The organism is Actinosynnema sp. NPDC091369, from assembly GCF_044757065.1.
Classification (GTDB): Bacteria; Actinomycetota; Actinomycetes; order Mycobacteriales; family Pseudonocardiaceae; genus Actinosynnema.
In genome coordinates this window covers 122,413-148,405 of the sequence record NZ_JBIVUG010000014.1, presented here as the reverse complement: position 1 = coordinate 148,405, position 25,993 = coordinate 122,413, and the positions used below count along the sequence as shown (strand labels likewise).

Below are 25,993 nucleotides of genomic sequence, written 5' to 3'. Positions count from 1 at the left end.
CATCATCCACGGAATGGGCACCCATGTCTGCCACGCAGTGCTACGCGGAAGTGGGCCTCGTGAGTGGGCTGCGGCGACCCACTAAAGTGAGAGCGCGCTGTCACCGCCCCACTCGCGAAGTTGATGAGCAATTTGCTCGACCACCTTGTCGATTCGCCGGAACGTCTCTGCGGTTTGTCCCTCTGGCTGATCGAGGTCTGCGATCACCTGAACGTCGTCGAAGCCCGCATCGCGCAGGTCTCGGATGTACGGTTCGAACGTCGCGTACACCTTGGTCATGACCGTGCCGTCCCCGTCGGGCTTACGGGACCATACCTCGCCATCTGTCCGCATGCGGGTCGCCAGATTCGCTAAGTCGACCACGCATGCAAGCCAGGGGCGATTGGCGGGGCTATCGACTGAGAGGACTCTCGATCGTGCGGTGGTGATCACCGAACCCGTCGCGAGGTCGTTGAACGGCTTGATCGGGTCATAGATCCAGATGACGGCTGCCAGTTCACCTTGGAGCACCACGGACACGTCCCATGTGGACTCGTCGAGGCCCGTGCCGGGGCGAACCTCGGTGTCGGCTCCCAAGGCGCTTTCGAGGGCGGATGTCAGGTAGAGTCGTACGCGGTCACCGTCTCCGCTGCCCAATCCGGATGTGCCAATCGCTGTGCTTGCGATTTGATTCTCCGAGTCGGGTCGCACTTCGACGTCGAGAAGACGGCCAGCTATCGTGAGAAAGTCTTGAGGTTGGAGCATGAACAGTCGAACTCCGGCTCGACGCCGCAATTCGTCAACCAGTTCAACCCGGGGACCCGCCGGTGTGCCCCGGACCTTCCGCCACCAGTCCTCTTTCATGTCACTCGTCACCAGGAGGACGTCCGTTGATCTGCGGGCGGCTTCCCTCAGGGTCTGTTCCCAGACGAGATAGTCGCCGGGGCCGCGGTGATCGGGCTTGTCCCGGTCCATGTAGCCTGGTGGGATCTTTTCGTCGGCTCGACGTTTGGCTTCCGCCAGTGCCGCGACGAACTCCTCATTCGGCAGGGCTTCGCCGACTCGCCCCTCGAATATCGAGCGCAGCGAAGCAAGTACCGGGTCGTGGTTCGTATCGCGGGCGCTGGTCAGGGGATCGTGCGCAGTTGGCCCTTCGATCGCTTCCCGAAGGGCGTCGTGGAGCGAGCTGATCTGCTCGAGATATTTTGTAAGCTTTTCCTGTGGCAGGCCTACGCCTCGAGCCCAGTTTTCCATCGCGTGTTCGAGAGCGCGAACCGGTTTCTTCAGCGACTCAAGAGCGTCTCGGCGTATGTTCGATCGGCTGAGTATGGTCTGTTCCCTGTTCCGTAGGAACTCCTCCAAAGCCTGATGAGGGATCCACACATTGTTTCGAAGTCGGTCGAGGATGGTTAACAGATCCATTCGCGCGTCCTCGTCGAACCGGTAGAGGTTCAAGAGGACGTTGGTGTCGAGCACGACCATTCCCGACATGAGGACGGCTCGGAAATCTTGATCGGAAGGAGATAGATAGCCCTCGAACCCGGCTAGGAAGCCCTGGGTCGGGTCGTGCGAATTCTCGCGCACCGGCATCTTCCCCTCAAACGACAATGACCGTCTGCCGCAGTAAAACTTTAGTGCTGTTCCGGTGTGGCCTGGGCGCGACGACTGCGCACCGTAGCTGAGACGCGAACGGCTGACAGTTCGGCATTCTCATGTTCCCACACTCGTACGACTTCCCATCCGGCGTCGGCGAGGATTCGGTCCGTCTCGCGATCCCGGAGCTGGTTGCCCCTGATTTTTTCCTGCCAGAACGTACTGTTCGTCGACGCGGGGCGGTGGTGTTCCGGGCAACCGTGCCAGAAGCACCCGTCTACGAATACCGCGACCTTGACTCGAGGGAATACGATGTCCGCTGTTCGGCGAATGTCGCGCAACGGACGTATCCCGACTCTGTAGCGTAATCCAGCCCGGTGCAACAACGCCCGGAGCGCGAGTTCTGGCTTGGTATCTTTGCCTCGGTTGCCCTTCATCGAGGACCGGACCGCTGTGGATGAGGCCCACGAACCGGAATCGGCGGCTTCATTCGCTAGTAGTCCGTTCTGTTGAGCCAGTCGCCATCCGTCGACGAGATTTCGCCCCCTGCTGGCTGCGCCGACCTCTCCGAGGTACACCGAGGTCGTCTTGCCATGCTCGGAATACGTGAGATGAGCCTTGATCGTCGCTTCGCGACGGCTCACCTTGAGTACCACGCTCGCCAGAACGTACCCTTGCGCTTCTCGTGCGACGAACCGGCAAGCACGCCCTCCGGCTGCCCTGTCCTGCTCTGCTTGAACCGCCGATCGGGATCGCCCCGAGCGGGCTTTCCATGCCTTCTCCGGTACGGCCGGAGACCGGGGTCGCACCGCGCGAGGCGTCACGGTTCTATCCCGCGTTCTCGGCCTTGTCCAAGGCTGTCGCGACTGCCTTGGCGAATACCTCACCGAGCAGTACGGGCACGGCGTTGCCCAGTTGGCGCATCTGCTCCCCGCGCGGGCCGGCGGGAATCCATTCATCCGGAAAGGTCATGACCCGTGCAGTCTCCCGTACCGTCATGTAGCGGTACTTGTACCGAGGCTCGCCAGGGGCCGGATTCTCCGCGAGTTCGTCCAACAGCATCACGGATTCTCCCCCGGGCACGCCATGCACCCCCGCCTTAACGGTCTTCGCCGGCTTGTCGAGTTCATTCGGGGTATGGCCAGCGTAGACCCGCGCGTCCGGCCATCCGATGTGATTCTCGTAACCCTGGGGCTTGCGATCCACTCGGTCAAGGTGCTCAACAGGGATCGGAGGAAGCTCTTTGTCATCGGCACACACACCGGCCAAGGCATCCCGCAGCGTACGCCAGGGCTTCTTACCGTCGTCCAGCGGCGGTGTAATTGGGAGCCGCTTGATCACTGCGGTGCGAACGTCGGGCGGGACGTTGTAATGTCGCTGCCAGTAAGGGCCGTCGTCGGTCATCATCGAGCGGGTCAGCGCGGTATCGGAGTACTCTGTTTTCTTGACCGAATCCTCGAACGCCCTGATGTCGATGCCGAGGTCCGCGCGGAATGCCACGATGATGACTCGATGCCGGATTTGTGGTACGCCGTAGTCGGCCGCGTTCACTGGGAAGTAGCGGACGACATATCTTCTTTCGGGGCCCTGCATTGGTTGTTCGATCCTGGTTCGCAGATGCGCGTCGTGTTCTTGCCATGACGCCTCCGGAACCCGTTCCTCGAAGGGCAACGCAAGTTCGCGAAGAATATACTGGAAGTACGGCATGAAAGACGGTCGCAGTAAGCCGCGGACATTCTCGCAGATGACTGCTTTGGGCTGGATCTCGCGGATCGCCCGGAACATTTCGGGGAACATGTTCCTGAGATCTTCGTCGCCCTTCGCCACCCCGCCGAGACTGAACGGCTGGCACGGTGGGCCCCCGGCGAGCAGGTCGACGTCCTGCCCAGCCAGGTAGGACATGTCGAGTTGCCGGACATCTCCACGCACAAGTGGTGGCTTCTGCTCCGAAGTGGGGATCCAGGGTTTTCCGTCCTCGGGCACCGAGACGGCGAGTTTATTGGCCTCCAACGTATCGCACGCCCGCTTGGCGAACTCGTTGAACAGCAGCGTCCGGAATCCGGCGTTCTGGACGGCCATGGCTAGGCCGCCGCCGCCGGCGAACAGTTCGACAGCGGTGCGGTGCCGGTGCTGTCCTGCTCGCGGTTCGACCATGCGCGAGACCCTACCAAGTCGGCCGCCCAGGGCACGCGCCATCCGCATGTCCGCAGTTGAAGCACGTCGTCGGAGTCTTGAGCCGCGCGGCACTCCTGTAACAGCCTGGCTCGGCTCGCGATGTCGCTCAGGAGACCAGCCTTCAGGTCTCGGCAGCGGGGTGCACGGCGGAGCACGCACGGTACTAGTGTGGCGGGACTGGCGTAGCGGGTTCGGGGGTCGCGGCGTGAGCATCGCTACCGTCGGGAGGACGCCTGACGCATCGGTTCGCGAAGGCGACGGCGGCACGAGGTCGTGAACGAGGAGACGCGTGAGCGAGAGTCAGTTCATCAACGTCACGCCACATCCGAGAATCCTCGGAGTGCTAGGAGACATCGAGTTCGCACACTGGCAATGCATCGCCGAACTCGTCGACAACTCGTTCGACGAATTTCAGGTCGCCGGCAGTGAGGTTGATCGGCCAGTCGTCTCCATCACGCTGCCACCAGCGAATGCCAGCCGCTCGACGGCCGGCATCGTCGTCAAGGACAACGGTAGGGGGATGAGCCTCGAGGCGATCACCAACGCCATCAGCGCTGGTTGGACGAGCAACGGTCGGTACGGCTCGCTCGGCCTGTTCGGCATGGGGTTCAACATCAGCACCGCGCGGCTGGGAAGGCACACGACGGTGCGGTCCAGTCGTGCCGGTGACCCGCACTGGGTTGAGGTCGTCCTCGACCTGCCGCGAATTGCGGAGTCAGCCGAGTACCAGGCGCCATACCGCCTGGTACCGAAGGCGGACCCGGCCGAGCACGGTACGACGGTTACTATTAGCGACCTCAAGTCGGAGCAGTTCGACATGCTGCGCCGACCGCGTACGCAGGCGATCATCAGGGAGAAGCTCGGCGACATCTACAGCTTCCTGCTCCGTGAACGCGGCTACCTCCTGACTATCAACAACAAGAAGGTTGATCCCCGGCTGCCCTGTGTGTGGGACGAGTCCAGGTTCGTCACGAGACGTGGTGTCGAGATCCCGGTGATCTTGCGCTTGGACCAGGAGTTGAAAAGCAAGAAGGCATGTCTCTCGTGCGGTCATTGGAACCAGGGCGACGCCGAAGCTTGTGAGGAGTGTGGGCAAGAGCGACTTCAGTTGCGTGAGCGCCGCATCTGGGGTTGGCTCGGTATCCAGCGCTACGTCCACCGCTCCGACTACGGGATCGACTTTTTGCGCAACGGTCGGAAGATTCTCCTCCGGGACAAGCGTGTTTTCACGTGGCAGGACGAGGACGAACTCGGTGAGCCCGAACTTGAGTATCCCATCGACGCGAAGACCCCGACAGGACGTATCGTCGGCGAGATCCACTGTGACCACGTGACCCCGAACTACCAGAAGAACGCCTTCGAGTTCGACACCCATGAGTGGCGCCAGGTGATCAACGCGATCCGCGGTTCGAGTCCGCTGCGCCCGCAAAAGGCGAGGAATCTCAAACTGCCTGAGAACGTTAGCCCGTTGGCCCAGCTCTACACGGGATATCGCAGGCAGGACCCGGGGCTGAACTACCTCATCCCCGGTGATGGGCGGCGTCCACTGCACGAGAAGGCGCTCGAGTGGGCGGAGAAGTTTCGCAAGGGCGACGAAGAGTACAAGACGGACGAAGTCTGGTACCGGGCCGCCTACTCGCACGACCACCCCGTTTCGGAACCGAAGCCTGCTGACGGCGGTGGTATCCTTCCGGGCGTCCCTGATGACCTGTCCGAATCGCCTGGTGTAATCGTCGGAGGTGGCGACGAAAGGGTGTCCTCTCCTGGGTCTGGCACCTCGCCGGAACTCCCCCCCAGGGAGCCGACGCTCGCTGAGCGGCTGCAGACCTACCGCGGAGCAGGCGAGCAGGTCGTGGACCTTGCCGGACAGTACACCTTGAAAGACCTCGGATCGGTCGATCTCGTGGTATGGGCTGTGCGGGGCACGCCGCTCAAGGATTCGAAGGGCGACGAGGCTCCCGTGGTTGCCTTCATGGCCCGGTCGCCGCGCCTAGAGGTGTTCGTGAACGTCGATGACGATCTCTTCCGCTCCCAAGGAACCGACATCCGGGACCTCGCCCTGGTCGAGGCGGCCGAGTTCCTCCGTGTGCGCGCGGGCGCGACTTCCACACCTCTTACGGACGTCGTTCGGAAGTTGAAGTCGATCAGTAACATGGTCCCCTTGACACCGCCCGCCATGGCTGACGAGGCGGAACGGATTCTGAACCTCGTCAGATCCGGGATGGTCGCCTACATCGCCAACGATCCGAGCGTGCACTGGGAGTTGCTCACGGAGCGGGAACGCGCCGATGCGGAACGTCGGTACGCGATCGAGGCCCCGTACGCGGCGCATTGGGGAGACAAAATCGCCAGCGGTGACTTCGTCCGCTACGCACCCGCCAACGCCGTGGTCCGGATCATCAAAGCGGCGCCTGAGGTGTTTCTTGACGGCAAGGTCTTCCAACGTCCCTACCAGGTGATCGGTGATCCGACTGCCAGGGAACTCGTAGTCGAACGATTGGTGAATCCGCTGAGTGACCTGGCCCTGCTGGAGCAACATCGTCCCCGGCTCGACCTGGAGGAGTTGACGCGAGCACGGTCCAGTTGTCGCCTCGTCGTCCGTGCCTTGGCCGACGGGGACTAGCCGGGTGGGCCACTTCCTCGACGCGATGAGCCTGCGTGACGCGGGGCCCTCGCAGTTCCCCAGACGGATCGAGCGGCTGATGTGGCACATCGGCTGCTCGTTCGTGGCGAACATCGACGGGCCTGGCGACGAGGGCGGCGACATCCTGGCCAGACGGGGTGCCGAGGACTGGGTGATCCAGTGCAAGTGGAAGCGCCACAGTGCGGTGGGGGCCGAGGCCGTGGACGAAGTGGCACGTGCTCGCGCGACGTATCGTGCCCACCGTGCGGTCGTCGTGACGAACACCCAGTTCAGCGTCGCCGCGAAACGCCGTGCGGAGGAGCTGGCGAGGCTGGGCCCGGCCATACGCCTCTGGACCGGCGATGATCTCATGAGCGCTTTCGAGAAGCTTCCTGACCGCTTCGGTGAGTTGAGGTTGCGGTCGTACCAGAACGAAGCCGTGAGACGCCTGGAAGATGATCTCGATGCGACTGGGCGAGGTCTTCTGATCCTCGCGACCGGTTTGGGTAAGACGGTCGTGGGGGGTGAGGTGTTGAATGTCCACCTAAGTCGCCATCCGGCGGACAAGATCCTCGTTGTCGCACATGCGAAGGATCTTGTCCACCAACTCGAGCGCGCATTGTGGCGGCATCTGCCCAAGCACGTGCCGACGAGGCTGCTGACCGGCGACAACAAGGTCGACGACCTGTCGGGCGTGACCTGTGCAACGGTGGGGTCCGCGCTTTCCGTCGTTCGGTTCGGCTACCGCCCGGCTCTGGTGATGATCGATGAAGCGCACCACCTGGGGGCAGAAGGTCAATACGACGAACTCTTGCGATTGCTCGAGCGGTCGAGGCAGTTCGGCGTCACTGCCACGCCGTGGCGAGGGGACGCGCATGATATCACCGACCAACTGGGGCCTCCGAGCTTCAGCCTCGGGATCGAGGACGGCATGCGTGGCGGATATCTGGCGCAAGTCGACTACAGACTGTTCGTCGATGATGTCGACTGGGATGTCGTTAAAGATGCAAGCAGGCACTCCTACGGTCTGGCTGATTTGAACTCGCGGCTCTTCCTTCCGCAGCGTGACGAGGCCATTCGCGACCAACTAGCCTCGGTGTGGGCTGATACCGACCAGCCAAGAGCTATCGTTTTCTGTCGGACGGTCGAACACGCGGAACGGCTCGCGCGACTGTTGGACCGCACTCCCTTCTGGTCAGGTGCTCAGGCTGTGCATGCTTCTTTGCCCAAGCGCGAGCGGCAAAGGCGCCTGCTCGCGTTTCGTGCCGGTGAGACACCGATCCTCACGGCTGTCGACATATTGAACGAGGGCGTGGACGTTCCTGATGTGAACATCCTGTGCTTTGCTCGCGTCACGCACTCGCGCCGAATTTTTGTCCAGCAGCTCGGTCGAGGTCTGCGACTACGCGAAGGTAAATCCAGGGTCGTTGTACTGGACTTTGTAAGTGATCTGCGCCGAATCGCGGCGGCCATGAATCTCAAGCAGTCTCTCGGCGGCGGTCAGGTTGAGGTTCTGGAGGAATCGAGCCGGTCCCGGATCGAGTTCAGCGATCAGCGAGTCGCCGCGCTAATGGAGGAGTGGATCAAAGACGCTGCCAGTCTCGAGACCGCGTACGACGAATACCGTCTTCAGTTTCCTGATGTAATCGAAAACCGGGAGTGACGCGTGGCTGCCTTGCAATTACCGCCTGGCAAGCGGGATCAGATTATTTACGCGATGTACCGCCGCGCTGATGAGATGGACTGGGAGCTTCTCTCGAACGGCAAGAAGACTGAGCAGTACCGTAGATGGGTAGATGATCGTGAAGTCGGTCAGGTGATGCTCATGTACGGAGCGGAAAAAGACGTCCGTGTGTGGCTCAAAGACGTCGCGATGAAAGAGTACGGGCGGGCGCAGGAAGGTATTGGCTCCTATGTGCGCTACCTGCCCAAGCGATTCAAAGGTCCGCAGGAGGTGGTGAACGCGGCACTCGGGGAGTCGTGGTCGGTAAAGCAGGACTCGATCACCATCAAGCCCAACCGTTGCACGGCGGTCAATGGCGGACAATCGCGTCTTGTGCTGTGGGGACGGCCCAACAGCTTCAAAGACCTATTCTGGGCGGCCCTCACGGAGACCAAGGGAGGCGGTGATGAAGCCGTGATCGTCGTGACCACCCGAGACGGAGAGCACATCTCGGACGAGGACCTGGAGTGGCAGAAGGCGATTGGTCGGCGGGGCGACTTCGAGGTCCTGCACCTGCATCGCCAGATGGTCTCCAATCCGGACTACGTTCCGCTCAACCCTTGATGCTCCCTCGCCTCTGCTCGTCCGATGTGAGGGGCCGAATTTGAGGGTTTCGCGAGCCGCTGCGCGTCGAACGGCGTGCCGTAGCCGTTGACGAGACGCCGTGCCGAGTCAGCCCCTGGCGCTTCGTGGTCCGACCGGTCGTTCCGGTCGGACCACGAGCGCTCGGCGCGGTACTTCGAGTGGCACCGGCGCAACGTCCTCCTGGCTTGGCCGGACGGAAGTGTCGGAGTGGTCCGTTAGGATCGTGCGATGGCTTCGCAAGAGGTGCTGCGAAGGATCTTCGGGTACGAGTCCTTCCGCGGGGACCAGCAGGACATCGTCGACCACGTCATCTCGGGCGGGGACGCGTTGGTGCTCATGCCCACCGGGGGCGGGAAGTCGTTGTGCTACCAGATCCCCTCCCTGGTGCGCGAGGGCACCGGTGTGGTCGTGTCGCCGTTGATCGCGCTGATGCAGGACCAGGTGGACGCGCTGCGCGACCTCGGGGTGCGGGCCGGGTTCCTCAACTCGACCCAGTTCCCCGACGAGCGCGCCCTGGTCGAGGCCGAGTTCCTGGCGGGCGAGCTGGACCTGCTCTACCTCGCCCCGGAGCGCCTGCGCACCGAGCAGACCACCCGGCTGCTCGAACGCGGCCGGATCGCCCTGTTCGCCATCGACGAGGCGCACTGCGTCTCCCAGTGGGGCCACGACTTCCGGCCCGAGTACCTGACCCTGTCCCACCTGCACGAGCGCTGGCCCGAGGTGCCGCGCATCGCGCTCACCGCGACCGCCACCCGCGCCACGCACGCCGAGATCGCCGAACGCCTCAACCTCGGCGCCGCGAAGCACTTCGTGTCCAGCTTCGACCGGCCGAACATCCAGTACCGGATCGTGCCCAAGAACGAGCCGAAGAAGCAGTTGCTGGAGCTGCTGCGCACCGAGCACGCGGGCGACGCGGGCATCGTCTACTGCCTGTCCCGCAACTCGGTGGAGAAGGTCGCCGAGTTCCTGAACCAGAACGGCATCCCGGCGCTGCCCTACCACGCGGGCCTGGACGCGGGCACCCGCGCGCGCAACCAGTCGCGGTTCCTGCGCGAGGACGGCCTGGTGATGGTCGCCACCATCGCGTTCGGCATGGGCATCGACAAGCCGGACGTGAGGTTCGTCGCCCACCTGGACCTGCCGAAGTCCGTGGAGGGCTACTACCAGGAGACGGGCCGCGCGGGCCGCGACGGGCTGCCGTCCACCGCGTGGCTGGCCTACGGCCTCCAGGACGTCGTGCAGCAGCGCAAGATGATCGACGACTCCGAGGGCGACCAGCAGCACCGCCGCAAGCTCATGGCCCACCTGGACGCGATGCTGGCGCTGTGCGAGACGGTCGAGTGCCGCCGCGTGCGGCTGCTCGACTACTTCGGCCAGTCGAGCACGCCGTGCGGCAACTGCGACACCTGCCTCGCCCCGCCGGAGACGTGGGACGGCACGGTGGCCGCGCAGAAGGTGCTGTCCACCGTGGTCCGGCTGCGCAACGAGCGGCGGCAGAAGTTCGGCGCGGGCCAGACGATCGACATCCTGCTCGGCCGCAAGACCGCGAAGGTCATCCAGCACGACCACGACCAGTTGAAGGTCTTCGGCATCGGCACGGAGCTGAACGAGAGCGGCTGGCGCGGCGTGGTCCGCCAGCTGCTGGCGCAGGGCCTGCTCGCGGTCGAGGGCGAGTACTCCACGCTCGTGCTCACGCCCGCCGCCGACGAGGTGCTCTACCAGGGCCGCCAGGTGCCGATGCGGCGCGAGGCGGGACGCGCGGCCAAGGTCAAGACCGCCAAGGCGGCCAAGAGCGCGCCGGTGGACCTGCCCGCCGAGGCCGCGCCGGTGTTCGAGAAGCTGCGCACGTGGCGCACGGCGCAGGCGCGCGAGCAGGGCGTCCCGCCCTACATCATCTTCAACGACGCCACGCTGCGGCAGATCGCCGCCACCACGCCGTCGACGTTGGACGAGCTGAGCGCGATCAGCGGCGTGGGCGAGAACAAGCTCGCCAAGTACGGTCAGCAGATCCTGGACGCGTTGAGCGCATGAACGACCTCCGCGCCGACTGCACGCGCTGCTTCGCCCTGTGCTGCGTGGTGCCCGCGTTCGCCGAGTCGGTCGACTTCGCGATCGACAAGCCGGCCCGCACGCCGTGCCCGAACCTGCGCGACGACTTCCGCTGCGGCATCCACACGAAGCTGCGGGACACGGGTTTCACCGGCTGCACGGTGTACGACTGCTTCGGCGCGGGCCAGCAGGTGGCGCAGGTGACGTTCGGCGGCACGAGCTGGCGTGACGACCCGTCGTCCGCGGGCGCGATGTTCGACGTCTTCCCGGTCATGCGGCAGTTGCACGAGCTGCTCTGGTACCTCACCGAGGCGCTGGAGCTGGAACCGGCCCGCGCGCTGCACCCCGCCGTCCGCGAGCTGAGGGCGACGATCGAGGACCTCACCACCGGCACGCCCGGGGAACTGCTGGCGCTGGACGTCGGACCGCACTGGGAGCGCGCGAACGCCCTGCTGCTGCGCGCCAGCGAGCTGACCAGGGGCAAGGGCAAGAACCGCCGGGGCGCGGACCTGATCGGCAAGGACCTCAAGGGCGCGAACCTGCGGGCGTCCAACCTGCGCGGCGCGTACCTCATCGGCGCGAAGCTGGTGAACGCGGACCTGCGGCTGGTCGACTTCATCGGCGCGGACCTGCGCGGCGCCGACCTGTCGGGCGCGAACCTGACCGGCGGTTTCTTCCTCACCCAGGCGCAAGTGGACGCGGCCAGGGGCGACGAGGCCACGAAGCTGCCGCGGTCGGTGACCCGCCCCGCGCACTGGGTACGTCGACGGGCGTAGGCGCGCGAGCCGCCACCGGGCCGACGCGGTGACGGCACGGCGAGCGCCACGCTGTGCGCCATGAGACCGAAAGCGCGCAAGACGTGGCTGCTGCTGCACGTCATCACGTCCGTGGGCTGGCTCGGCGTCACGATCGGGATGCTCGTGCTGGCGCTGGCGGCGTTCGACGCGCCGCAGCTCTACCAGGCGATGGAGCTGCTGGGCGACCTCGTGGTGCTGCCGCTGGCGCTGGGCGCGCTGGCCACCGGCGTGGTGCTGTCGCTGGGCACGAAGTGGGGCCTGGTGAAGCACAAGTGGGTGCTGGTGAAGTTCGTGCTGACCGTCGTCGCCGTGGTCGCCACGACGTTCTCGCTGCGCTCGGGCCTGCACGACGCGGCGGACGGCGTGGTGGGCACGGCCGGTGGTGACGTGCTGGCGGCGGCTTGCGTGTCGTTGGCGCTCTACACGGTCAACACCGCCCTGTCGGTGTTCAAGCCGTGGGGCCGGACCCGGTGGGGTTGAGCCCGCCGCGCCGGCGCTCGACGTCGGCCGCCAGCTCGGCCGGGTCGCACTCGGCGAGGTGGTCGCGGACCAGGTCGTGCGGGAACCGGTGCTCGTCGACCAGCAGCACGCGGTCCCGCGCGGACTGGAGGATCGCCTTGCGGCGCAACGGGAACTCGTCCAGCGCGAGCGGCCGGGCGAGCAGTTCGGCGACGAGGTGCGCCGGCCGGTCCGCGATCGGCGTGACGGCCAGGCCGACCAGCAGCCCGGTCGCCGCGCCCCACGCCGACGGCCGCACGCCCGCGCCGGTCAGCGCCGCCAGCCCCACCCCGGCCGCACCCGCCAGGGGCAGCCAGTACAGCCCGGCGACCGGCCGGACCCGCACCCCGGACCACACCTCGCGCAGGCCGCCGACGAACGCGCCCACCACCGCACCGGCCCCGAGCCCGGTGCCGAGCCCGGTCAGCAGGTCCGGCGACGGTCCCGTCACCACCATCACCCCGGCGGGCACGAGCGCGCACACCACCGCCCAGTACCGGTCCCGCGTGACGCCGTACCCGACGAGCACCGTGACCACGACGACCAGCCCGTAGCCGACCGCCGCGGGCCACCGCGCCACCTGCGCGCCCAGCAGCCCGCCGAGCGCCGCCACGCCACCGGTCACCACCGCGCCGGCCGCGAAACCCGTGGCCGCCCAGAGGTTCCCGCGCCTGGGGTCGCCGCGCGTCACGCGGAAAGCGCTGCGCGGCACCAGAACCGACGCCACGGCGGCGACCCCGGCCGCCACCAGACCCAGCCGCACGCCCACCACGAAGCACAACGCCGTCGCCGCGCCCGCCAAGGCACCCGGCGCGGCCCGCCGGAACAGCCGCCACACCGCGTCGGGGCCGACGAAGTCCAGCCACACGTGCCGCGCGGGCAGCCGGGGTCGGGCCACGAGGTCGTGCTTGCGCCGCGCGATGCGGGCCAGGAACCGCAGGGCGCGCACCGTCCGCTCCGGCCGGACCGCGCCCCGTGCCGCCGACTCCACCAGGTAGGTGCCCAGCACGCCCCGGTACTCCGCCCGTCCGGCCCGGTACGCCAGCGCCAGCAGGCCGAACGCGAGCGGCGTGCGCAGCTCGTCCCACAGCTCCGGGTTCTTCTCCAGCTCGTCGTGCAGGCCGTCCAGGCGCGGGCCGCACGCGGTGATCAGCTCCTGGACGACGGTGCGCGACAGCGGTTCCACCCGCACCACGTCGTACCGGGGCAGGTGCTCGTGCTCGTCGCTCGCGGTGCACAGCACGACCTGCGGCACGTTCAGCGCGGTGATCCAGGCCAGGCACTCGACCCGGTCGGCGGGGGCCAGCTCGTCCAGCCCGTCGAGCAGCAGCACGAGGTTGCGCTCCCGCAGCCACGCCCGGCCGACCCGCGGCGCGATCCGGTACCGCTCGGTCAGCACGGCCAGCAGCCACACGCCGAAGTCGTCGTCCCGCCGCCACCCGCCGAGGTCCACCACGACGGGTATCGGCCGGACCGGGTCGAGCGCGGCCCGCGCCAGCAGCGCCTCGGCCAGCTCCAGCAGCAACGTCGTCTTGCCCGCGCCGGGCTCGCCCGCCACGACCACCGGGTGGCGCAGGCGCGTCGACAGGCGCGGCCCGACCCTGGGCACGACGCCGAGCTTGAGCCGCAGCTGCTCGGCCAGCGAGCCGGCCACGCGCGCCCGCACGTACCGCTCGACGCGGTCCAGCGCGGCCCGCCGGTTGGCCGGGTGCGCGGGACGTCTTCGCAGCAGCAGCGCGCCCAGCCGGTCCCACGCCGCGAGGCACGCGGTGAGCGCGGACAGCCCGACCAGCGACGGCCACAGCCAGCGCGCGTGCGGGCCGAGCACCGGCAGCGCCGACCCGCCGGTGGCGGCGTTGATCGCGACCGGGACGAGCACCAGCAGCGTCACCCCGCCGACCGCGGCCAGGGCGACCAGACGGGTGGTGCGGCCGAACCGTCGCGCGTCCATCTGCCCTCCCACCAGGTCGCGATCGACGGTAACGGCGTTCGCGGCGCGGGGGTAGGCGGGTTAACGTGGTCGGCCCGTCACCGTCGGTGCCCACCGTGCGGCACGGCGGCCGGGCCGGACCGGTTCAGCTCGTGAGGAAGTCCACCAGGAGCCGGTTGACCGCGGCCGGCTGCTCCAGGAACCCGAAGTGGCCCGCGTCGGCCACCTCCTCGTACCGCGCGCCCGGGATGGCGTCGGCCACCTCCCGCGCCAGGTGCGGCGGCAGCACGCGGTCGTCGGCGAAGCCCACCACCAGGCACGGCACGGTGATGGCCCGGTAGGCGTCGAGCCGGTTCTCGAACTCGTTCATCTCCATCTGCGCCCGCACGCCCTTGCTCACCGCGGACCCGGTGAACTCGAAGACGTCCAGCCAGTCCCGCACGCCGACCGGGTCGCGCAGCGTCGCGGGCGACAGGTTCAGCACCGCGTTCACCGCCGCGTAGTACTGAGGCGGCAACGCGATCCCCTGGTCGTGCAGCGCGCGCTCGCCCCGCGACAACGCGGTCTGCACGGCGTCGTTGCGGCCTGCGGTCGCGAGCATCACGGCCTTGCCCACCAGGTCCGGCCTGGCCAGCGCCAACTCCTGCGTCACCCGCGCGCCCATGGACGTGCCGACGACGTGCGCCCGACCGCCGAGCGACTCGATCAGCGCCGCGACGTCGCCGACGAGGTCCCCGATGACCATGCCGGACGCGCACTCGTCGGTCGGCGGGATGCCCCGGTTGTCGACGGTCGCCACCCGGAACCCGGCCCGGCGCAGCGCGGGCGCCTGGTGCGCGTGCCACACCCGGCCCGGACTCCCGGTGCCCATCACCATCACGACGAGGTCGCCCTCGCCCTCCACGTGGTAGCTGAGGTTGATCCCGTTGAGCGCGACGACCGGCATGGGCGGCAGGGTACTGACCGGCTCCGCACAGCCGCTATCGCCGCGCGGAAACCGTGGGGGAAGGCGTCGTCGAGAGCTTAGGGTGATCCCATGAGGCGAGCGATCCTGTCCGGTTCCACGTTCGAAGAGCAGGTCGGTTACGCGCGTGCCGTGGTCGACGGCGAGTACGTGTACGTCTCCGGCACCACCGGTTTCGACTACGCCACGATGACCATCTCCGACGACGTGGTGGCGCAGGCCGAGCAGTGCCTGGCCAACATCGGCGCGGCGCTGGCCGAGGCGGGCAGCGGGTTCGCCGACGTGGTGCGGGTGCGGTACTACCTGCCCGACGCGAAGGACTTCGAGCCGTGCTGGCCGGTGCTGCGCGCGGCGTTCGGGGAGGTGCGCCCGGCGGCGACGATGCTGGAGTGCGGCCTGTCCGACCCGAGGATGCGCATCGAGATCGAGGTCACGGCGCACCGCCGGAGGGCCTAGCCGGGGTGTGCGCCGGCTCACGCCGGCCGCGGATTGAAAGTGACACCGGTGTCAGGTTCGACCATGCGGTATGCGCACCACAACTCCTCGAACCGACACGCCGCCGAGCACCGACCGGCTGCCGCTGCGGCCCCTGCTCGCGCTGGCCACGGCCGCCTTCACCACCGTCCTGACCGAGGCCCTGCCCGCGGGCGTGCTGCCCGGCATGAGCGCGGGCCTGGGCGTCAGCGAGTCCGCGACCGGCCAGCTGGTCACCGTCTACGCGCTCGGCACGGTCACGGCGGCGATCCCGCTGTCCGCCGTCACGTCCACCTGGTCCCGCAAGCGCTTGCTGCTGGCCGGGGTGGCGGGGTTCGCCCTCGCCAACACCGTCACCGCCGCGTCCGCGCTCTTCCCGCTCACCCTCGTGGCCCGGTTCGTCGCGGGCGTGGCCGCGGGCGTGGTGTGGGCGCTGCTGGCCGGGTACGCCCGCCGGGTCGCGCCCGACCACCTGCGCGGCAAGGCCACCGCGCTGGTCATGGCGGGCATCCCGGTCGCGTTGTCGCTCGGCGTGCCCGCGGGCACGTTCCTCGGTGGCGCGCTCGGCTGGCGCGCCGCGTTCTGGGCGATGACCGCGCTGGCCGTCGTGCTGCTCGCCTGGGTGGTGGTGGCGGTGCCGGACCGACCCGGTCAGCCGCGGGGCGCCCGCGTCCCGGTCCTCCGCACGCTGGCCCTGCCGGGCGTGGTGCCCGTGCTGGTGGTGACGCTGGTGTTCGTGCTCGCGCACACGATCCTCTACACCTACATCGCCGCCTACCTGGCGCGGCTCGGCCTGGCCGACCGGGTCGACGCGGTGCTGCTGGTGTTCGGCGTCGCGTCGGTGGTGGGCATCTGGGTCGTGGGCGCGCACATCGACCGGCGCCTGCGCGTGCTGATGATCGCCGCCGCCGTGCTGTTCGCGGTCGCGGTCACCGCGCTGGCCCTCACGCCCCTGGTCTACGTCGCGGTGGCGTTGTGGGGGTTGGCGTTCGGCGGCGTGCCGACGCTGCTGACGACGGCGGCCGGTGACGCGGGCGGCGAGGCCGCGGACTCCGCGCAGGCCCTGCTGGTCACGTTGTGGAACGCGGCCATGGCGGGCGGCGGTGTCGCGGGCGGCCTGCTGCTCGACGGTCTCGGCGCGGGCTCGCTGCCGTGGAGCGCGCTGGTGCTCCTCGTGCCCGCGCTGGCCGTCGTCGTGGCCGCCCGCGCGCACGGCTTCCCGCCGGTCCGGCGCTGATCAGCGGGGGCCGTGCGCGGCCCACTCGATGGCCGGGCAGCGGTCCATGACGACGTCCAGCCCGGCCTCGGTGGCCCGCTGGTAGGCGGCCTCGTCGAGCACGTCGAGCTGGAACCACACCGCCTTCGCGCCGATCGCCACCGCCTCGTCGGCGAACTGCCCGGCCGCCTCGGACCGGCGGAACACGTCGACCACGTCGACCGGGAACGGGATGTCGGCCAACGACGCGTAGCCCTGCTCGCCGTGCACGGTCGGCGCGTCCGGGTGCACGGGCACGATCCGCTTGCCGCGCTGCTGGAGGAACTTCGCCACGCCGTAGGCGGCGCGGTGCGGGTGGTCGGCCAGCCCCACCACGGCCCAGGTGTCGCCCTCGGCCAGGACGCGGCGGATCTTGTCGGGGTCGCCCCACGGTTCGCTCATGACACCAGCGTAGGACGGGCTGACGTGAAGAGCTTTCGCGTTTACCCTGTGGACTGCTGCCGCCGCGGAGCCTTCGAGAGGACTTCTTGATGCGCGCCACCCGATCGGTCCTGATCGCCACGCTCGTCGCCGCCCTGCTGCCACCCCTCACCGCCCAGGCCGCGCCCGCCGACGGCGTCTACTACGTGCAGAGCGCCACCACCGGCCTGAACGCCGGCGTGTCGGGCACGTCCGTGCTCCAGCGCCGGCCGAAGGGGGACGAGGACCACCAGCAGTGGACCCTGTCCGGCCGCACGCTGCGCGAGGGCACCCAGTGCCTGGGCCGCAGCGGCGACCAGGCCGTGCTGCTCTCCTGCGGCAGCGCCGACGCCCAGTGGGACGTGCTGCCCGACGGCGACCGGCACCGGCTCAAGGTCCCCGGCGCCGACCGCTACCTGATCGCCTCCGGCACGGACCAGGTGCGGGTCGGCTCGGGGGCCGACCTCTGGTACCTGACCCCGGTGTCACCGCACCGCACGCCCGTCCCGCCGGAGGGGGAGCGGCGGCTGGACCAGGTCACCTTCCTCACCGCCCACAACGCCTACGCCAACGGCGTGGACGGCGGCTTCGCCCCGCCGTTCGTCAACCTCGCGCCCAACCAGGCCCGCGGCATCGAGCAGCAGCTCGCCGACGGCGTCCGCGGGTTCCAGCTGGACGTCCACCAGACGCCGGACGGCGCGATCCTGTGCCACAACAGCTGCACGTGGGTCAGCCGCCCGGTCGCGCTGTGGGTGGACGTGCAGCGGATCGTGGACTTCCTGCGCCGCAACCCCACCGAGTTCGTCACGGTCTTCCTGGAGGACTACGTCTCCGCCGAGGTGCTGCGCGCCGAGCTGGGCCGCGTCACCGGCCTGGCGGACGTGCTGTTCCGCCCGGACCAGGCGGGCGTGCGCACCACCGGCTGGCCGACCTTGAACACCCTGCGCGCCACCGGCAAGCGCCTGATGATCTTCACCGACCACGGCCGGTCGGGCGACGCGGTGCCGCGCGACAGCTTCGGCGTGATGTACCAGCCGGAGTGGACGGTGGAGAACCACTGGTCCATGGGCTCGGGCCTGGGCTCCTCGGACTGGTCCTGCTACAGCCGCTGGAGCACGCCGCTCACCCGCACCGAACCGGGCTTCCGGCCGCTGTTCGTGATGAACCACTTCCGCGACGTCCCGTTCACCGGCACCGCCACCACCGACAACGGCAAGCTCGCCGACCGGGCCCGCCGCTTCTGCGAGCCGGCCGCCCGCAAGACCCCGACGTACCTGGCCGTGGACCACTACCACCTGGGCAACGCGATGGCCGCGGTCGCGGCCCTGTCCGGCGAGCGGTTCTAGCCCAGGGCCGGTCGCGGCAGCCCGCAGTCGGGGGCGGTCAGGTCCACCCGGCCGCCCCCGGTCAGGCACGGCACGATCAGGTGGGTCTGCTGGCCGTACCCGATGCCCTGGTGCACGGTCATGTTCCCGTGCTCGTCGACCTCGCACGGGTTGTTGTCCGTGCACCAGTCGCCGTCCTCGTTGCCGGTGTTGTTGACCGCCACCACCTTGCCGGTCGCCGTGTCCACCACGGGCGAGCCGGACGTGCCGCCCTTGGTGTCGCAGGCGTCGGTGTAGCGCATCGAACCCTTCCAGGTCCACCGGCCCTCGCGCAGCTCGTGCACGTACCCGTCGGCCTTGCAGGAGTAGACCTGCCGCCAGTAGCCCGACACCACGCTGATGTCGATGCCCCGGCCCGGGTGCTCCGGCGAGAGCTCCAGCGCCCGGCCGCCCATCGCCTCCACCTCGCCGTAGGTGGCGGTGAGCCGGTACAGCGCGACGTCGGTGCGGTACATCGTGGCGTAGACCAGCGACGACGCGCGCAGGGTGCCGAGCGAACCCTCGCCGTTGGCCGCGAGCAGCGTGAACTTCCGGTCCGACGGCGCGTCGACCACGACCTCCTCGGGGTCCATGAACCGCACGCAGTGGCCGTTCGTCATGACCAGCGCCGGGTCGGACGGCCGGTGCGCGGGCGGCCGGACCACCGCGCCCGAGCAGCCGCTCAACGCCACGGTCCCGGTGAAGTCGACCTGGACCCGCGCGGGGGCCGCGGGCGCGGCGGACGCCGGTGCGGTGAGCGCGGACGCGGAGGACACGGACAGCACGAGCGCGGCGAGCACCGCTACCAGATGGCGCATGGGCGTTGATCCAATCAGCCGCCACCGGACGGCGCACGCCCGTTCACCCGCCCGCGTCATCACCCAGTCGGGGCGGCGGCAGCCGGTAGGTCGGCGGCGTCGCGGACAGCCGGATCGGGTTCGACACCAGCGCCAGCCCGTCCACCTCGGTGGTGGGCCGCAGGCCCAGCGACTCGGCCAGCGCGAACGCGCCGGCCAGGTCGTTCACCGGCCCGCACGGCACGCCCAGCGGCGTCAGCAGCGCGAACCAGTGCTCGGCCGGCCGGGTACGCAGCCGCGCGGCCAGCAGCCCGGCCAGCTCGTCCACGTGCGCGACCCGCAGCTCGTTCGTCGCGAACCGGGGGTCCGCCGGCAGCTCCAGCGCGTCGCACAGCCGGGTGAACTGCCGGTCGTTGCCCACGGCCAGCGCCACGGGCCGGTCGGCGGTCGGGAACACCTCGTACGGCGCGATGGACGGGTGCCGGTTGCCCAGCAGGCCCGGCACGACGCCCGCCAGCGCGTACCCGGCGCTCTGGTTGACCATGCTGGACAGCAGCACGGACAGCAGGTCGACCTCCACCAGCTGGCCCTCGCCGGTCGCGTCCCGGTGGCGCAGCGCGGCGAGGACGCCCACCGCCGCGTGCATCCCGGTCAGCACGTCCACCAGCGCGACGCCGACCTTCGTCGGCTCGTCCGCACCGGTCACGCTCATCAGCCCGCCGACCGCCTGAACGAGCAGGTCGTACCCGGGCAGGTCCGCGCCGCGACCCGCGCCGAACCCCGTCACCGAGCAGTAGACCAACTCCGGCTTGGCCGCCGCCAAGGTCGCGTGGTCGAGCCCGAACCGGCGCATCGTGCCCGGCCGGAAGTTCTCCACCACCACGTCCGCGCCCAGCGCCAGCTCCCGCGCCGCGGCCCGGCCCTCCGCCGTGGCCAGGTCCAGCACCCGCGAGCGCTTGTTCCGGTTCACCGAGAGGAAGTACGTCGCCTCACCGCGGACGTGCGGCGGGCCCCACGCCCGCGTCTCGTCGCCGCGCGGGTGCTCGACCTTCACCACCTCGGCGCCCAGGTCGGCCAGCACCATCGTCGCGTACGGCGCGGCCAGCACCCGCCCGAAGTCCGCGATGACCACCCCGTCCAGCGCGCCCACTCCCACCTCACACCACGTTCAGCTCGGGCCGGAGCCCCGCGGCGAACCGCGACACGTCCAGCGCGGACACGTCCACCACCGGCGCGCGGCCGAGCACCAGGTCGCGCAGCACCTCGCCGACCGCGGGCCCCTGGAGGAACCCGTGCCCGGAGAACCCCGTGGCGTACAGGAAGCGGCTCACCTCGCGCGACTCGCCGATCAGCGCGTTGTGGTCCGGCGTCACCTCGTACAGCCCGGCCCACCCGCCGGTGACGCCCGCGTCCAGCAGCGCGGGCGCGCGCCGACCGACCGCCTCCGCGAGCCGGGGCAGCCAGTCGTCGGACCGGTCGAGGTGGAACCCGGGCTCCTGCGCCGGGTCCGACATGCCCACCAGCAGGCCGCGGCCCTCGCGGTGGAAGTAGAACGTGGAGGAGAAGTCGATGGTGAACGGCACCTCGGCGGGCAGCCCCGGCACCGGCCCGGTGAGCACCACCTGCCGGCGCAGCGGCGTCACCGGCAGGTCGACCCCGACGAACCGGCCGACCCCGGCCGACCACGCGCCCGCCGCGCAGATCACCGTGCCCGTCGCGATCGCGCCGCGGTCCGTCGTCACGCCGCGGATCTCCCCGCCGACCACGTCGACGCCCGTCACGCCCGTTCCGGTCAGCAGCCTTGCGCCCAACCGCCGCGCGGCCGTCGCGTAGCCGAGGACCACCGACTCGGGCGTGCAGTGGCCGTCGTCGGGGGACCAGGCGGCGGCGAGCAGCCCGTCGGTCGAGATCAACGGCGACAGCCGCCGCGCCCGCGCGACGTCCAGCACCCGGCTCGGCACGCCCAACGCGTTCTGCGCCACCACGTTCCGCTCGAACGCGGCGACGTGCTCCGGTTCGGACAGCAGGAACAGGTAGCCGACCCGGCGCAGGTCGATCTCCTGGCCCGGTCGGGTCCGGAACCGCGCGAACGCCTCCAGGCTGCGCGCGCCCAGCCGGATGTTCACCTCGTCGGAGAACTGGGCCCGCACCCCGCCCGCCGCCTTGCCCGTCGACCCGGACCCGAGCGCACCGCGCTCCACCAGCACCACGTCCCGCACCCCGGCCTCGGCCAGGTGGAACGCCGCGCTCACGCCCATCACGCCGCCGCCCACGATGACGACGGACGCCCGCTCAGGCCAGCCGGAAGTCAAGGTCCGCCTCGACCGCGAGCGTGTCCACCTGGGCCTTCTGCAACGACCCGGAGTGGTCCCAGTTCACCGACTGCCAGCGGGTGAACTGGTCGAGCACCCACACCCCGGACTGGCGGGAACCGTTGCCGGATCTGCCGTTCCCGCCGAACGGCAGGTGCGCTTCCGCGCCGGAGGTCGAGTTGTTCACGCTCACCATGCCCGCGCCGATTCCCTTGCGGAACTGGAACGACTTCACCGGGTCCGTGGTGTAGATCGCCGACGACAGGCCGTAGCCGGGCAGGTTGCCGAGCTCGATGGCCTCGTCCAGCGCGCGGTAGGTGGTGACGCCGACGATCGGCCCGAAGGTCTCGTGCCGGAACAGGTCGTCGTCCGGCCGGACGCCGTCCACGACGACCGGGTGGTAGTACAGGCCGCGTTCCGGGTCGCCGCGGAAACCGCGGCGGGGGTTGGCGTCGGTGATGCGGCCCGATCCGGTGGACCCGTGCGTGACGTGGTGGTCGCCGATCCAGCCGAGGTGCTCCTCGAAGCCCACCGCGAACTTCTCGTCCAGCAACGGCCCGTAGAGCACGCCTTCGTCGAACGGGTCGCCGACCACCGCGGTCGCGACGGCCTCCGCGAACCGCCGCACGAACTCGTCGTGCACGTCCTCGTGCACGACGACCGTGCCCAACGACGTGCACCGCTGGCCCGCGGTGCCGAAGCCGGAGAACAACGCGCCCCGCACGGCCAGGTCGAGGTCGGCGTCCTCGGTGACGACCATCGGGTTCTTGCCGCCCAGCTCCAGGCACGGCGACTGGACGTGCCGACCGCACAACGCCCCGATCCGCGACCCCACCGCCGACGACCCGGTGAACGCGACCTTGTCCACCACCCGCTGCTCCAGGGCCAGTTCGAGCCCCCGGAACGTCTCCTCGCCGTCCGCGAACACGATCCGGAATACCTCCTGCGGCACGCCGGCGCGCGTCACGAGGTCGTGGAGAGCCTGCGCCGAGGCGGCCGCGTACTCGGCGGGCTTCCACACCACCGAGTTGCCGCACAGCAACGAGGGCACGATGCTCCACGACGGCACCGCGACCGGGAAGTTGCCCGCCGTGATGACCACCGTGCCGCCGACGGGCTCGCGGAAGGTGAACAGGTGCTTGTCGGGCATCTCCGACGGCACGGTCCGCCCGTACAGCCGGCGCCCCTCGCCGGAGAAGAACGTGCAGGTGTCCACCACCTCCTGCACCTCACCCCGCGCCTCGACCAGCGGCTTGCCGATCTCGCGCGTGACGACGCGGGCCAGCGCCTCGGCGTTGGCCTCCACCAACCGCCCGATGTTCGCCACCACCTGCCCACGGACGGGCGCGGGCAACCCCGCCCACTCCCGCTGCGCCCGCTTCGCCCGCCGCGCCGCCTCCGCGAACTCCTCCGCCGGCGCCAGCTCGACGCGCGTGACGACGTCGGACAGCTCGGCGGGGTTGGTGGACACGTAGGTCGTCATCCCCCCAGCGTCGCCCGCGCACGCCCGGGTGCCAAGAGACGATCGGCCGGAACCCCCGATCGCGCCACCGGGGACCGGGATGCTCGACCGGTGACCGCAGAGACCGACTTCCGCTCCCACTGGACGCGCCTGCACGACCTGGCGCACCGCGTGGTCCCGGACGACGGGGAGGACTCCGGGGACGCGGTGTTCCTGCCGATCGGCCTCCACGTGCACGACCCCGCAGGGCCGCTCGTCGAGTCCGACCACGCCGCCACGCCGGCCGGCGCGATCACGTTCGCCTCGACCGGGGGTGACGGCGTCCACTTCAGCGCCGTGCCCGCGGGCGACGCCCGGCCGGTGGTGATGACGGTGCCGATGGCGTTCGAGAACCCCAACCACGTCGTCGGCGCCGACTTGCCGGAGTTCCTGGCGCTCGGTTGTCGTACCGGCTATTCCGCCCTGGAGCGGCTGGCGTACTCGTGGGGGGCGCCGGAAGTGATCCGATCGCTCCAGGCCGCCGTGCCGGTTCGGGATTCCTTCGAGCAGGGACTGCTGACGGCGTTGGTGGTCGAGTTCGACCTGGAGCCCTGGCGCGATCCCGCGGCGCGGCTCGCGTCCCTCGGGACGGCATACCGGTCGGCGACGCGGCCACGTCTGCGAAGGGGTCCCCGCCCAGGGGAACCCTTGATGTGATTCTGCCGGCCCCCACCGACAATTCCGGCCCCGCCGATCATCGCTTCTTTCCCCGCTCGGGTGATGATCGGCGATTGCGGGCGGTGAATCGGTCGCCGATCACCGCCGGAACGCCGTCACTCGCCCTTCTCGCCGTCCGCCAGTTCGCGCAGGAAATCCAGGTGACCGACGTGGCGACCGGTCTCCTGCACCAGGTGGGCCAGCACCCAGCGCACCGTGCGGCCCCGGCCGTCGTGGTCGCCGCGCGTGCGGTCATCGGGGCCCAGGCCCTCCAGCGCGGCGGCCGAGAGGGCCCACTCGGCGCGGTACTCGGCGATCACCGACTCGACCGTGTCACCGTCGTGCAGCCGCCACGACGCGTCCGCGTCCGCGCCCCACAGCGACGGCAGCTCCACGCCGCCCGCCTCGATCGACAGCCACCACCGCTCGACCGCCGTCAGGTGCCGCAGGACACCGAGCGCGCTCACCACCGGCGAGGTCGGTATCGGCGTGGCGGAGGCGTCCTCCCAGCTCAGGCCCTCCACCTTCGCCACGGCCGTCAGGCGCAGGAAGGTCAGGAACTCCGTCATCAACCGCAGCTCGTCGTGGGCGTCGACGGCGGGCCAGACACGCTCGTTCGAACTCATGTTCGACACCCTACGACACCCGGCGGCGGTACCAGCGCGGTGAGGTGTTGACCGGTGGCTTCAACGCCGCCGCGCGCACCACGAGCACGTTCGGGCCCGAGCGCCCCGCGTACTCGTCCAGCCGCGCCCGGAACTCCGCGCCGAACCCGTCGACGGCGCACGCCTCCACGCCGAAGCTGCGCGCCAGCGCGACGAAGTCCGGCGACCGCAGGTCCACCCCGAACGGCTCGTGCCCGGCCCGCGCCTGGTCGTGGCGCAGCATCCCGTAACCGCCGTCGTCCACCAGCACCACGGTCACCGGCAGCTGCTCCTGCGCGGCCGTGGCGAGGTCCCCGACCGCGAACAGGAACCCGCCGTCACCGCACACCGCCACCACCCGCCCGGTCACGGCCGCGCCCAGCGACGCCGGGAACCCGAAGCCGAGCGTGCCCCACCCCACCGGGTACGCCAGCCCGCGCGGCCGGGTGATCCGGCCGAACCCGCCGACCCAGTACCCGGCCACGCACATGTCGGCGACCACCCGGCGGCCCTCCAGCGCCTCCAGCAGCGGCACGGCCCGCGGCTCGTCCGCCTCCACCGCCGCGCGCACCAGGCCGTTGAGCTCGGCGACCCGGTCGGCGACGCCGTTGCCCGGCCGCGCCGGCACGGCGTCGGCCAGCGCGGACACCACCATCCGCGCGTCGCCGCGCAGCGTCACGTCGGGCCGGTAGTTGCGGATCGCCTCCACGTTGACGTTGAGCAGCTTCGGCGGCGCGGGTTGCAGCCAGTTCTGCGTCATCATCCCGTCGAAGTCGCTGCCCACCCCGATGACCAGGTCGGCCTCGTCCCACAGCGCCCCGACCTCCGGCAGGTGCACGGGCCCGTGCACCACGTGCGGGTGGTCGACCAGGCCACGCGCGCCGTACGTGGTGACGACCGGCGCGCCGATCCGCGCCGCCAGCTCGCCCACCGCCGCTCCCGCGCCCGACCGCGCCGCACCGCCACCGGCCCAGATCAGCGGCCGTTCGGCCGACGCCACCAGCTCCACCCCCGGCGTCACGTCCGGCGTGGACGGGGCGCGGGTCGGGATGCGGTTCCACACGCCCGCGTCCGCGGTGAGGAAGTCGGTCGGCACGCCCAGGTACACCGGTCCCTGCGGCGCGGTGGTGGCCAGCAGCGCGGCGCTGTCGGCGTAGACGCCGATCGACTCGGCCGCCCGCAGCGTCCACCCGCCCTTCACCACCGGCAGGAACATCGCCCGCTGGTCGCGGGTCTCGTGCAGGGTGCCCCGGTACTCGCCGGGACGGCGCAGCGTCGACGGGATGTCGGTGGCGATCACCAGCACCGGCGACCCGGACGCGTACGCCTCGCCGGTCGCGCCCAGGCAGTTCGCCGCCCCCGGCCCGGTGGTCACCAGCGCCACGCCCAGCCGGCCGGTGGCGCGGGCGTAGCCGTCGGCCGCGTACACCGCCGTCTGCTCGTGCCGGACGCCGACCAGCCGGATGCCGGAGGTCCGCAGCGCCTCCCACACGGGCAGGTTGTGCACACCGGGCAACCCGAACACGACCTCGACGCCGTGCGCGGCCAGCACACCCAGCAACCGCTCCGCCCCGCTCACCATGAGCCAGACGCTAGGGACGCGACGCCTCCCCGGCAACGTTGCGCTATCGTCGGAACCGGCGTGTGCGAGCA

The 25,993-nt window shown here is 69.8% G+C and carries 22 protein-coding genes; 10 read left to right on the top strand and 12 right to left on the bottom strand.

The window, feature by feature from the left end:
- Nucleotides 1-81: 81 nt before the first annotated feature.
- From ACIQMJ_RS35135 to ACIQMJ_RS35125, 3 genes are all read right to left on the bottom strand, one after another.
- Complete coding sequence (locus tag ACIQMJ_RS35135; RefSeq protein ID WP_499765305.1) at nucleotides 82-1,569, bottom strand: PIN-like domain-containing protein; 1,488 nt, start codon at nucleotides 1,567-1,569, stop codon at nucleotides 82-84.
- A gap of 41 nt (nucleotides 1,570-1,610) precedes the next feature.
- The gene (locus ACIQMJ_RS35130; RefSeq protein ID WP_499765337.1) at nucleotides 1,611-2,009 is read right to left on the bottom strand and encodes a very short patch repair endonuclease; all 399 of its coding nucleotides are present in this window, start codon (nucleotides 2,007-2,009) and stop codon (nucleotides 1,611-1,613) included.
- Between the two features lie 391 nt (nucleotides 2,010-2,400).
- Nucleotides 2,401-3,726 carry a DNA cytosine methyltransferase gene (locus ACIQMJ_RS35125; RefSeq protein WP_499765304.1) on the bottom strand — a complete coding sequence of 442 codons (1,326 nt, stop codon included), beginning with the start codon at nucleotides 3,724-3,726 and terminating at the stop codon, nucleotides 2,401-2,403.
- A 310-nt stretch (nucleotides 3,727-4,036) separates the two neighbouring features.
- On the opposite strand from ACIQMJ_RS35125, the gene ACIQMJ_RS35120 reads away from it, so the two are divergent.
- From ACIQMJ_RS35120 to ACIQMJ_RS35095, 6 genes are all read left to right on the top strand, one after another.
- Nucleotides 4,037-6,370, top strand: coding sequence for an ATP-binding protein (locus tag ACIQMJ_RS35120; RefSeq protein ID WP_499765303.1), 2,334 nt, complete (start codon nucleotides 4,037-4,039; stop codon nucleotides 6,368-6,370).
- Nucleotides 6,371-6,374: 4 nt separating this feature from the next.
- Nucleotides 6,375-8,033: a DEAD/DEAH box helicase gene (locus ACIQMJ_RS35115; protein ID WP_499765302.1), complete on the top strand. Its 1,659-nt coding sequence runs from the start codon at nucleotides 6,375-6,377 to the stop codon at nucleotides 8,031-8,033.
- A 3-nt stretch (nucleotides 8,034-8,036) separates the two neighbouring features.
- A complete protein-coding gene (locus tag ACIQMJ_RS35110; RefSeq protein WP_499765301.1) occupies nucleotides 8,037-8,657 on the top strand; it encodes a hypothetical protein in 621 nt (206 codons plus the stop codon).
- A gap of 249 nt (nucleotides 8,658-8,906) precedes the next feature.
- Nucleotides 8,907-10,709, top strand: coding sequence for a DNA helicase RecQ (gene recQ, locus ACIQMJ_RS35105; protein WP_499765300.1), 1,803 nt, complete (start codon nucleotides 8,907-8,909; stop codon nucleotides 10,707-10,709).
- Nucleotides 10,706-11,503 (top strand): pentapeptide repeat-containing protein, encoded by a 798-nt coding sequence (locus tag ACIQMJ_RS35100; protein ID WP_499765299.1) that lies wholly within the window; start codon nucleotides 10,706-10,708, stop codon nucleotides 11,501-11,503. The genes recQ and ACIQMJ_RS35100 overlap by 4 nt, the downstream gene beginning before the upstream one ends.
- 60 nt (nucleotides 11,504-11,563) lie before the next feature.
- Nucleotides 11,564-12,004, top strand: a complete 441-nt coding sequence (locus ACIQMJ_RS35095) for a hypothetical protein (RefSeq protein ID WP_499765298.1) — start codon at nucleotides 11,564-11,566, stop codon at nucleotides 12,002-12,004.
- Here the strand turns inward: ACIQMJ_RS35095 and ACIQMJ_RS35090 are convergent.
- Both ACIQMJ_RS35090 and ACIQMJ_RS35085 read right to left on the bottom strand, forming a co-directional pair.
- Nucleotides 11,973-13,973, bottom strand: coding sequence for an NACHT domain-containing protein (locus ACIQMJ_RS35090; RefSeq protein WP_499765297.1), 2,001 nt, complete (start codon nucleotides 13,971-13,973; stop codon nucleotides 11,973-11,975). The two genes, ACIQMJ_RS35095 and ACIQMJ_RS35090, sit on opposite strands and share 32 nt — an antisense overlap.
- 124 nt (nucleotides 13,974-14,097) lie before the next feature.
- Nucleotides 14,098-14,898, bottom strand: coding sequence for an alpha/beta fold hydrolase (locus ACIQMJ_RS35085; protein WP_499765296.1), 801 nt, complete (start codon nucleotides 14,896-14,898; stop codon nucleotides 14,098-14,100).
- Nucleotides 14,899-14,988: 90 nt separating this feature from the next.
- Between ACIQMJ_RS35085 and ACIQMJ_RS35080 the strand changes: the two genes are divergently transcribed.
- The gene (locus ACIQMJ_RS35080; RefSeq protein WP_499765295.1) at nucleotides 14,989-15,372 is read left to right on the top strand and encodes a RidA family protein; all 384 of its coding nucleotides are present in this window, start codon (nucleotides 14,989-14,991) and stop codon (nucleotides 15,370-15,372) included.
- A gap of 70 nt (nucleotides 15,373-15,442) precedes the next feature.
- Entirely contained in the window at nucleotides 15,443-16,627 is a 1,185-nt protein-coding gene (locus tag ACIQMJ_RS35075; protein ID WP_499765294.1) for an MFS transporter, read from the top strand.
- On the opposite strand, the gene ACIQMJ_RS35070 is transcribed toward ACIQMJ_RS35075, so the two are convergent.
- A complete protein-coding gene (locus ACIQMJ_RS35070) occupies nucleotides 16,628-17,047 on the bottom strand; it encodes a CoA-binding protein (RefSeq protein ID WP_499765293.1) in 420 nt (139 codons plus the stop codon).
- A gap of 89 nt (nucleotides 17,048-17,136) precedes the next feature.
- Between ACIQMJ_RS35070 and ACIQMJ_RS35065 the strand changes: the two genes are divergently transcribed.
- Nucleotides 17,137-18,411, top strand: coding sequence for a phosphoinositide-specific phospholipase C-related protein (locus ACIQMJ_RS35065; protein ID WP_499765292.1), 1,275 nt, complete (start codon nucleotides 17,137-17,139; stop codon nucleotides 18,409-18,411).
- Here the strand turns inward: ACIQMJ_RS35065 and ACIQMJ_RS35060 are convergent.
- From ACIQMJ_RS35060 to ACIQMJ_RS35045, 4 genes are read right to left on the bottom strand one after another with little or no spacing between them, the layout of a single operon-like run.
- Entirely contained in the window at nucleotides 18,408-19,247 is an 840-nt protein-coding gene (locus ACIQMJ_RS35060) for a S1 family peptidase (RefSeq protein WP_499765291.1), read from the bottom strand. The genes ACIQMJ_RS35065 and ACIQMJ_RS35060 overlap by 4 nt on opposite strands.
- A 43-nt stretch (nucleotides 19,248-19,290) precedes the next feature.
- Nucleotides 19,291-20,382: a CaiB/BaiF CoA transferase family protein gene (locus ACIQMJ_RS35055; protein ID WP_499765290.1), complete on the bottom strand. Its 1,092-nt coding sequence runs from the start codon at nucleotides 20,380-20,382 to the stop codon at nucleotides 19,291-19,293.
- Between the two features lies 1 nt (nucleotide 20,383).
- Nucleotides 20,384-21,538, bottom strand: coding sequence for an NAD(P)/FAD-dependent oxidoreductase (locus ACIQMJ_RS35050; protein ID WP_499765289.1), 1,155 nt, complete (start codon nucleotides 21,536-21,538; stop codon nucleotides 20,384-20,386).
- On the bottom strand, nucleotides 21,519-23,021 hold the full coding sequence (locus tag ACIQMJ_RS35045) for an aldehyde dehydrogenase family protein (RefSeq protein WP_499765288.1): 1,503 nt from the start codon (nucleotides 23,019-23,021) through the stop codon (nucleotides 21,519-21,521). The genes ACIQMJ_RS35050 and ACIQMJ_RS35045 overlap by 20 nt, the downstream gene beginning before the upstream one ends.
- Nucleotides 23,022-23,111: 90 nt before the next feature.
- On the opposite strand from ACIQMJ_RS35045, the gene ACIQMJ_RS35040 reads away from it, so the two are divergent.
- The gene (locus ACIQMJ_RS35040) at nucleotides 23,112-23,696 is read left to right on the top strand and encodes a hypothetical protein (RefSeq protein ID WP_499765287.1); all 585 of its coding nucleotides are present in this window, start codon (nucleotides 23,112-23,114) and stop codon (nucleotides 23,694-23,696) included.
- A 116-nt stretch (nucleotides 23,697-23,812) separates the two neighbouring features.
- On the opposite strand, the gene ACIQMJ_RS35035 is transcribed toward ACIQMJ_RS35040, so the two are convergent.
- Together ACIQMJ_RS35035 and ACIQMJ_RS35030 are read right to left on the bottom strand one after the other, a co-directional pair.
- Nucleotides 23,813-24,322: a DinB family protein gene (locus ACIQMJ_RS35035; RefSeq protein WP_499765286.1), complete on the bottom strand. Its 510-nt coding sequence runs from the start codon at nucleotides 24,320-24,322 to the stop codon at nucleotides 23,813-23,815.
- A 10-nt stretch (nucleotides 24,323-24,332) separates the two neighbouring features.
- Entirely contained in the window at nucleotides 24,333-25,922 is a 1,590-nt protein-coding gene (locus ACIQMJ_RS35030) for a thiamine pyrophosphate-binding protein (protein WP_499765285.1), read from the bottom strand.
- Nucleotides 25,923-25,993: the final 71 nt, after the last annotated feature.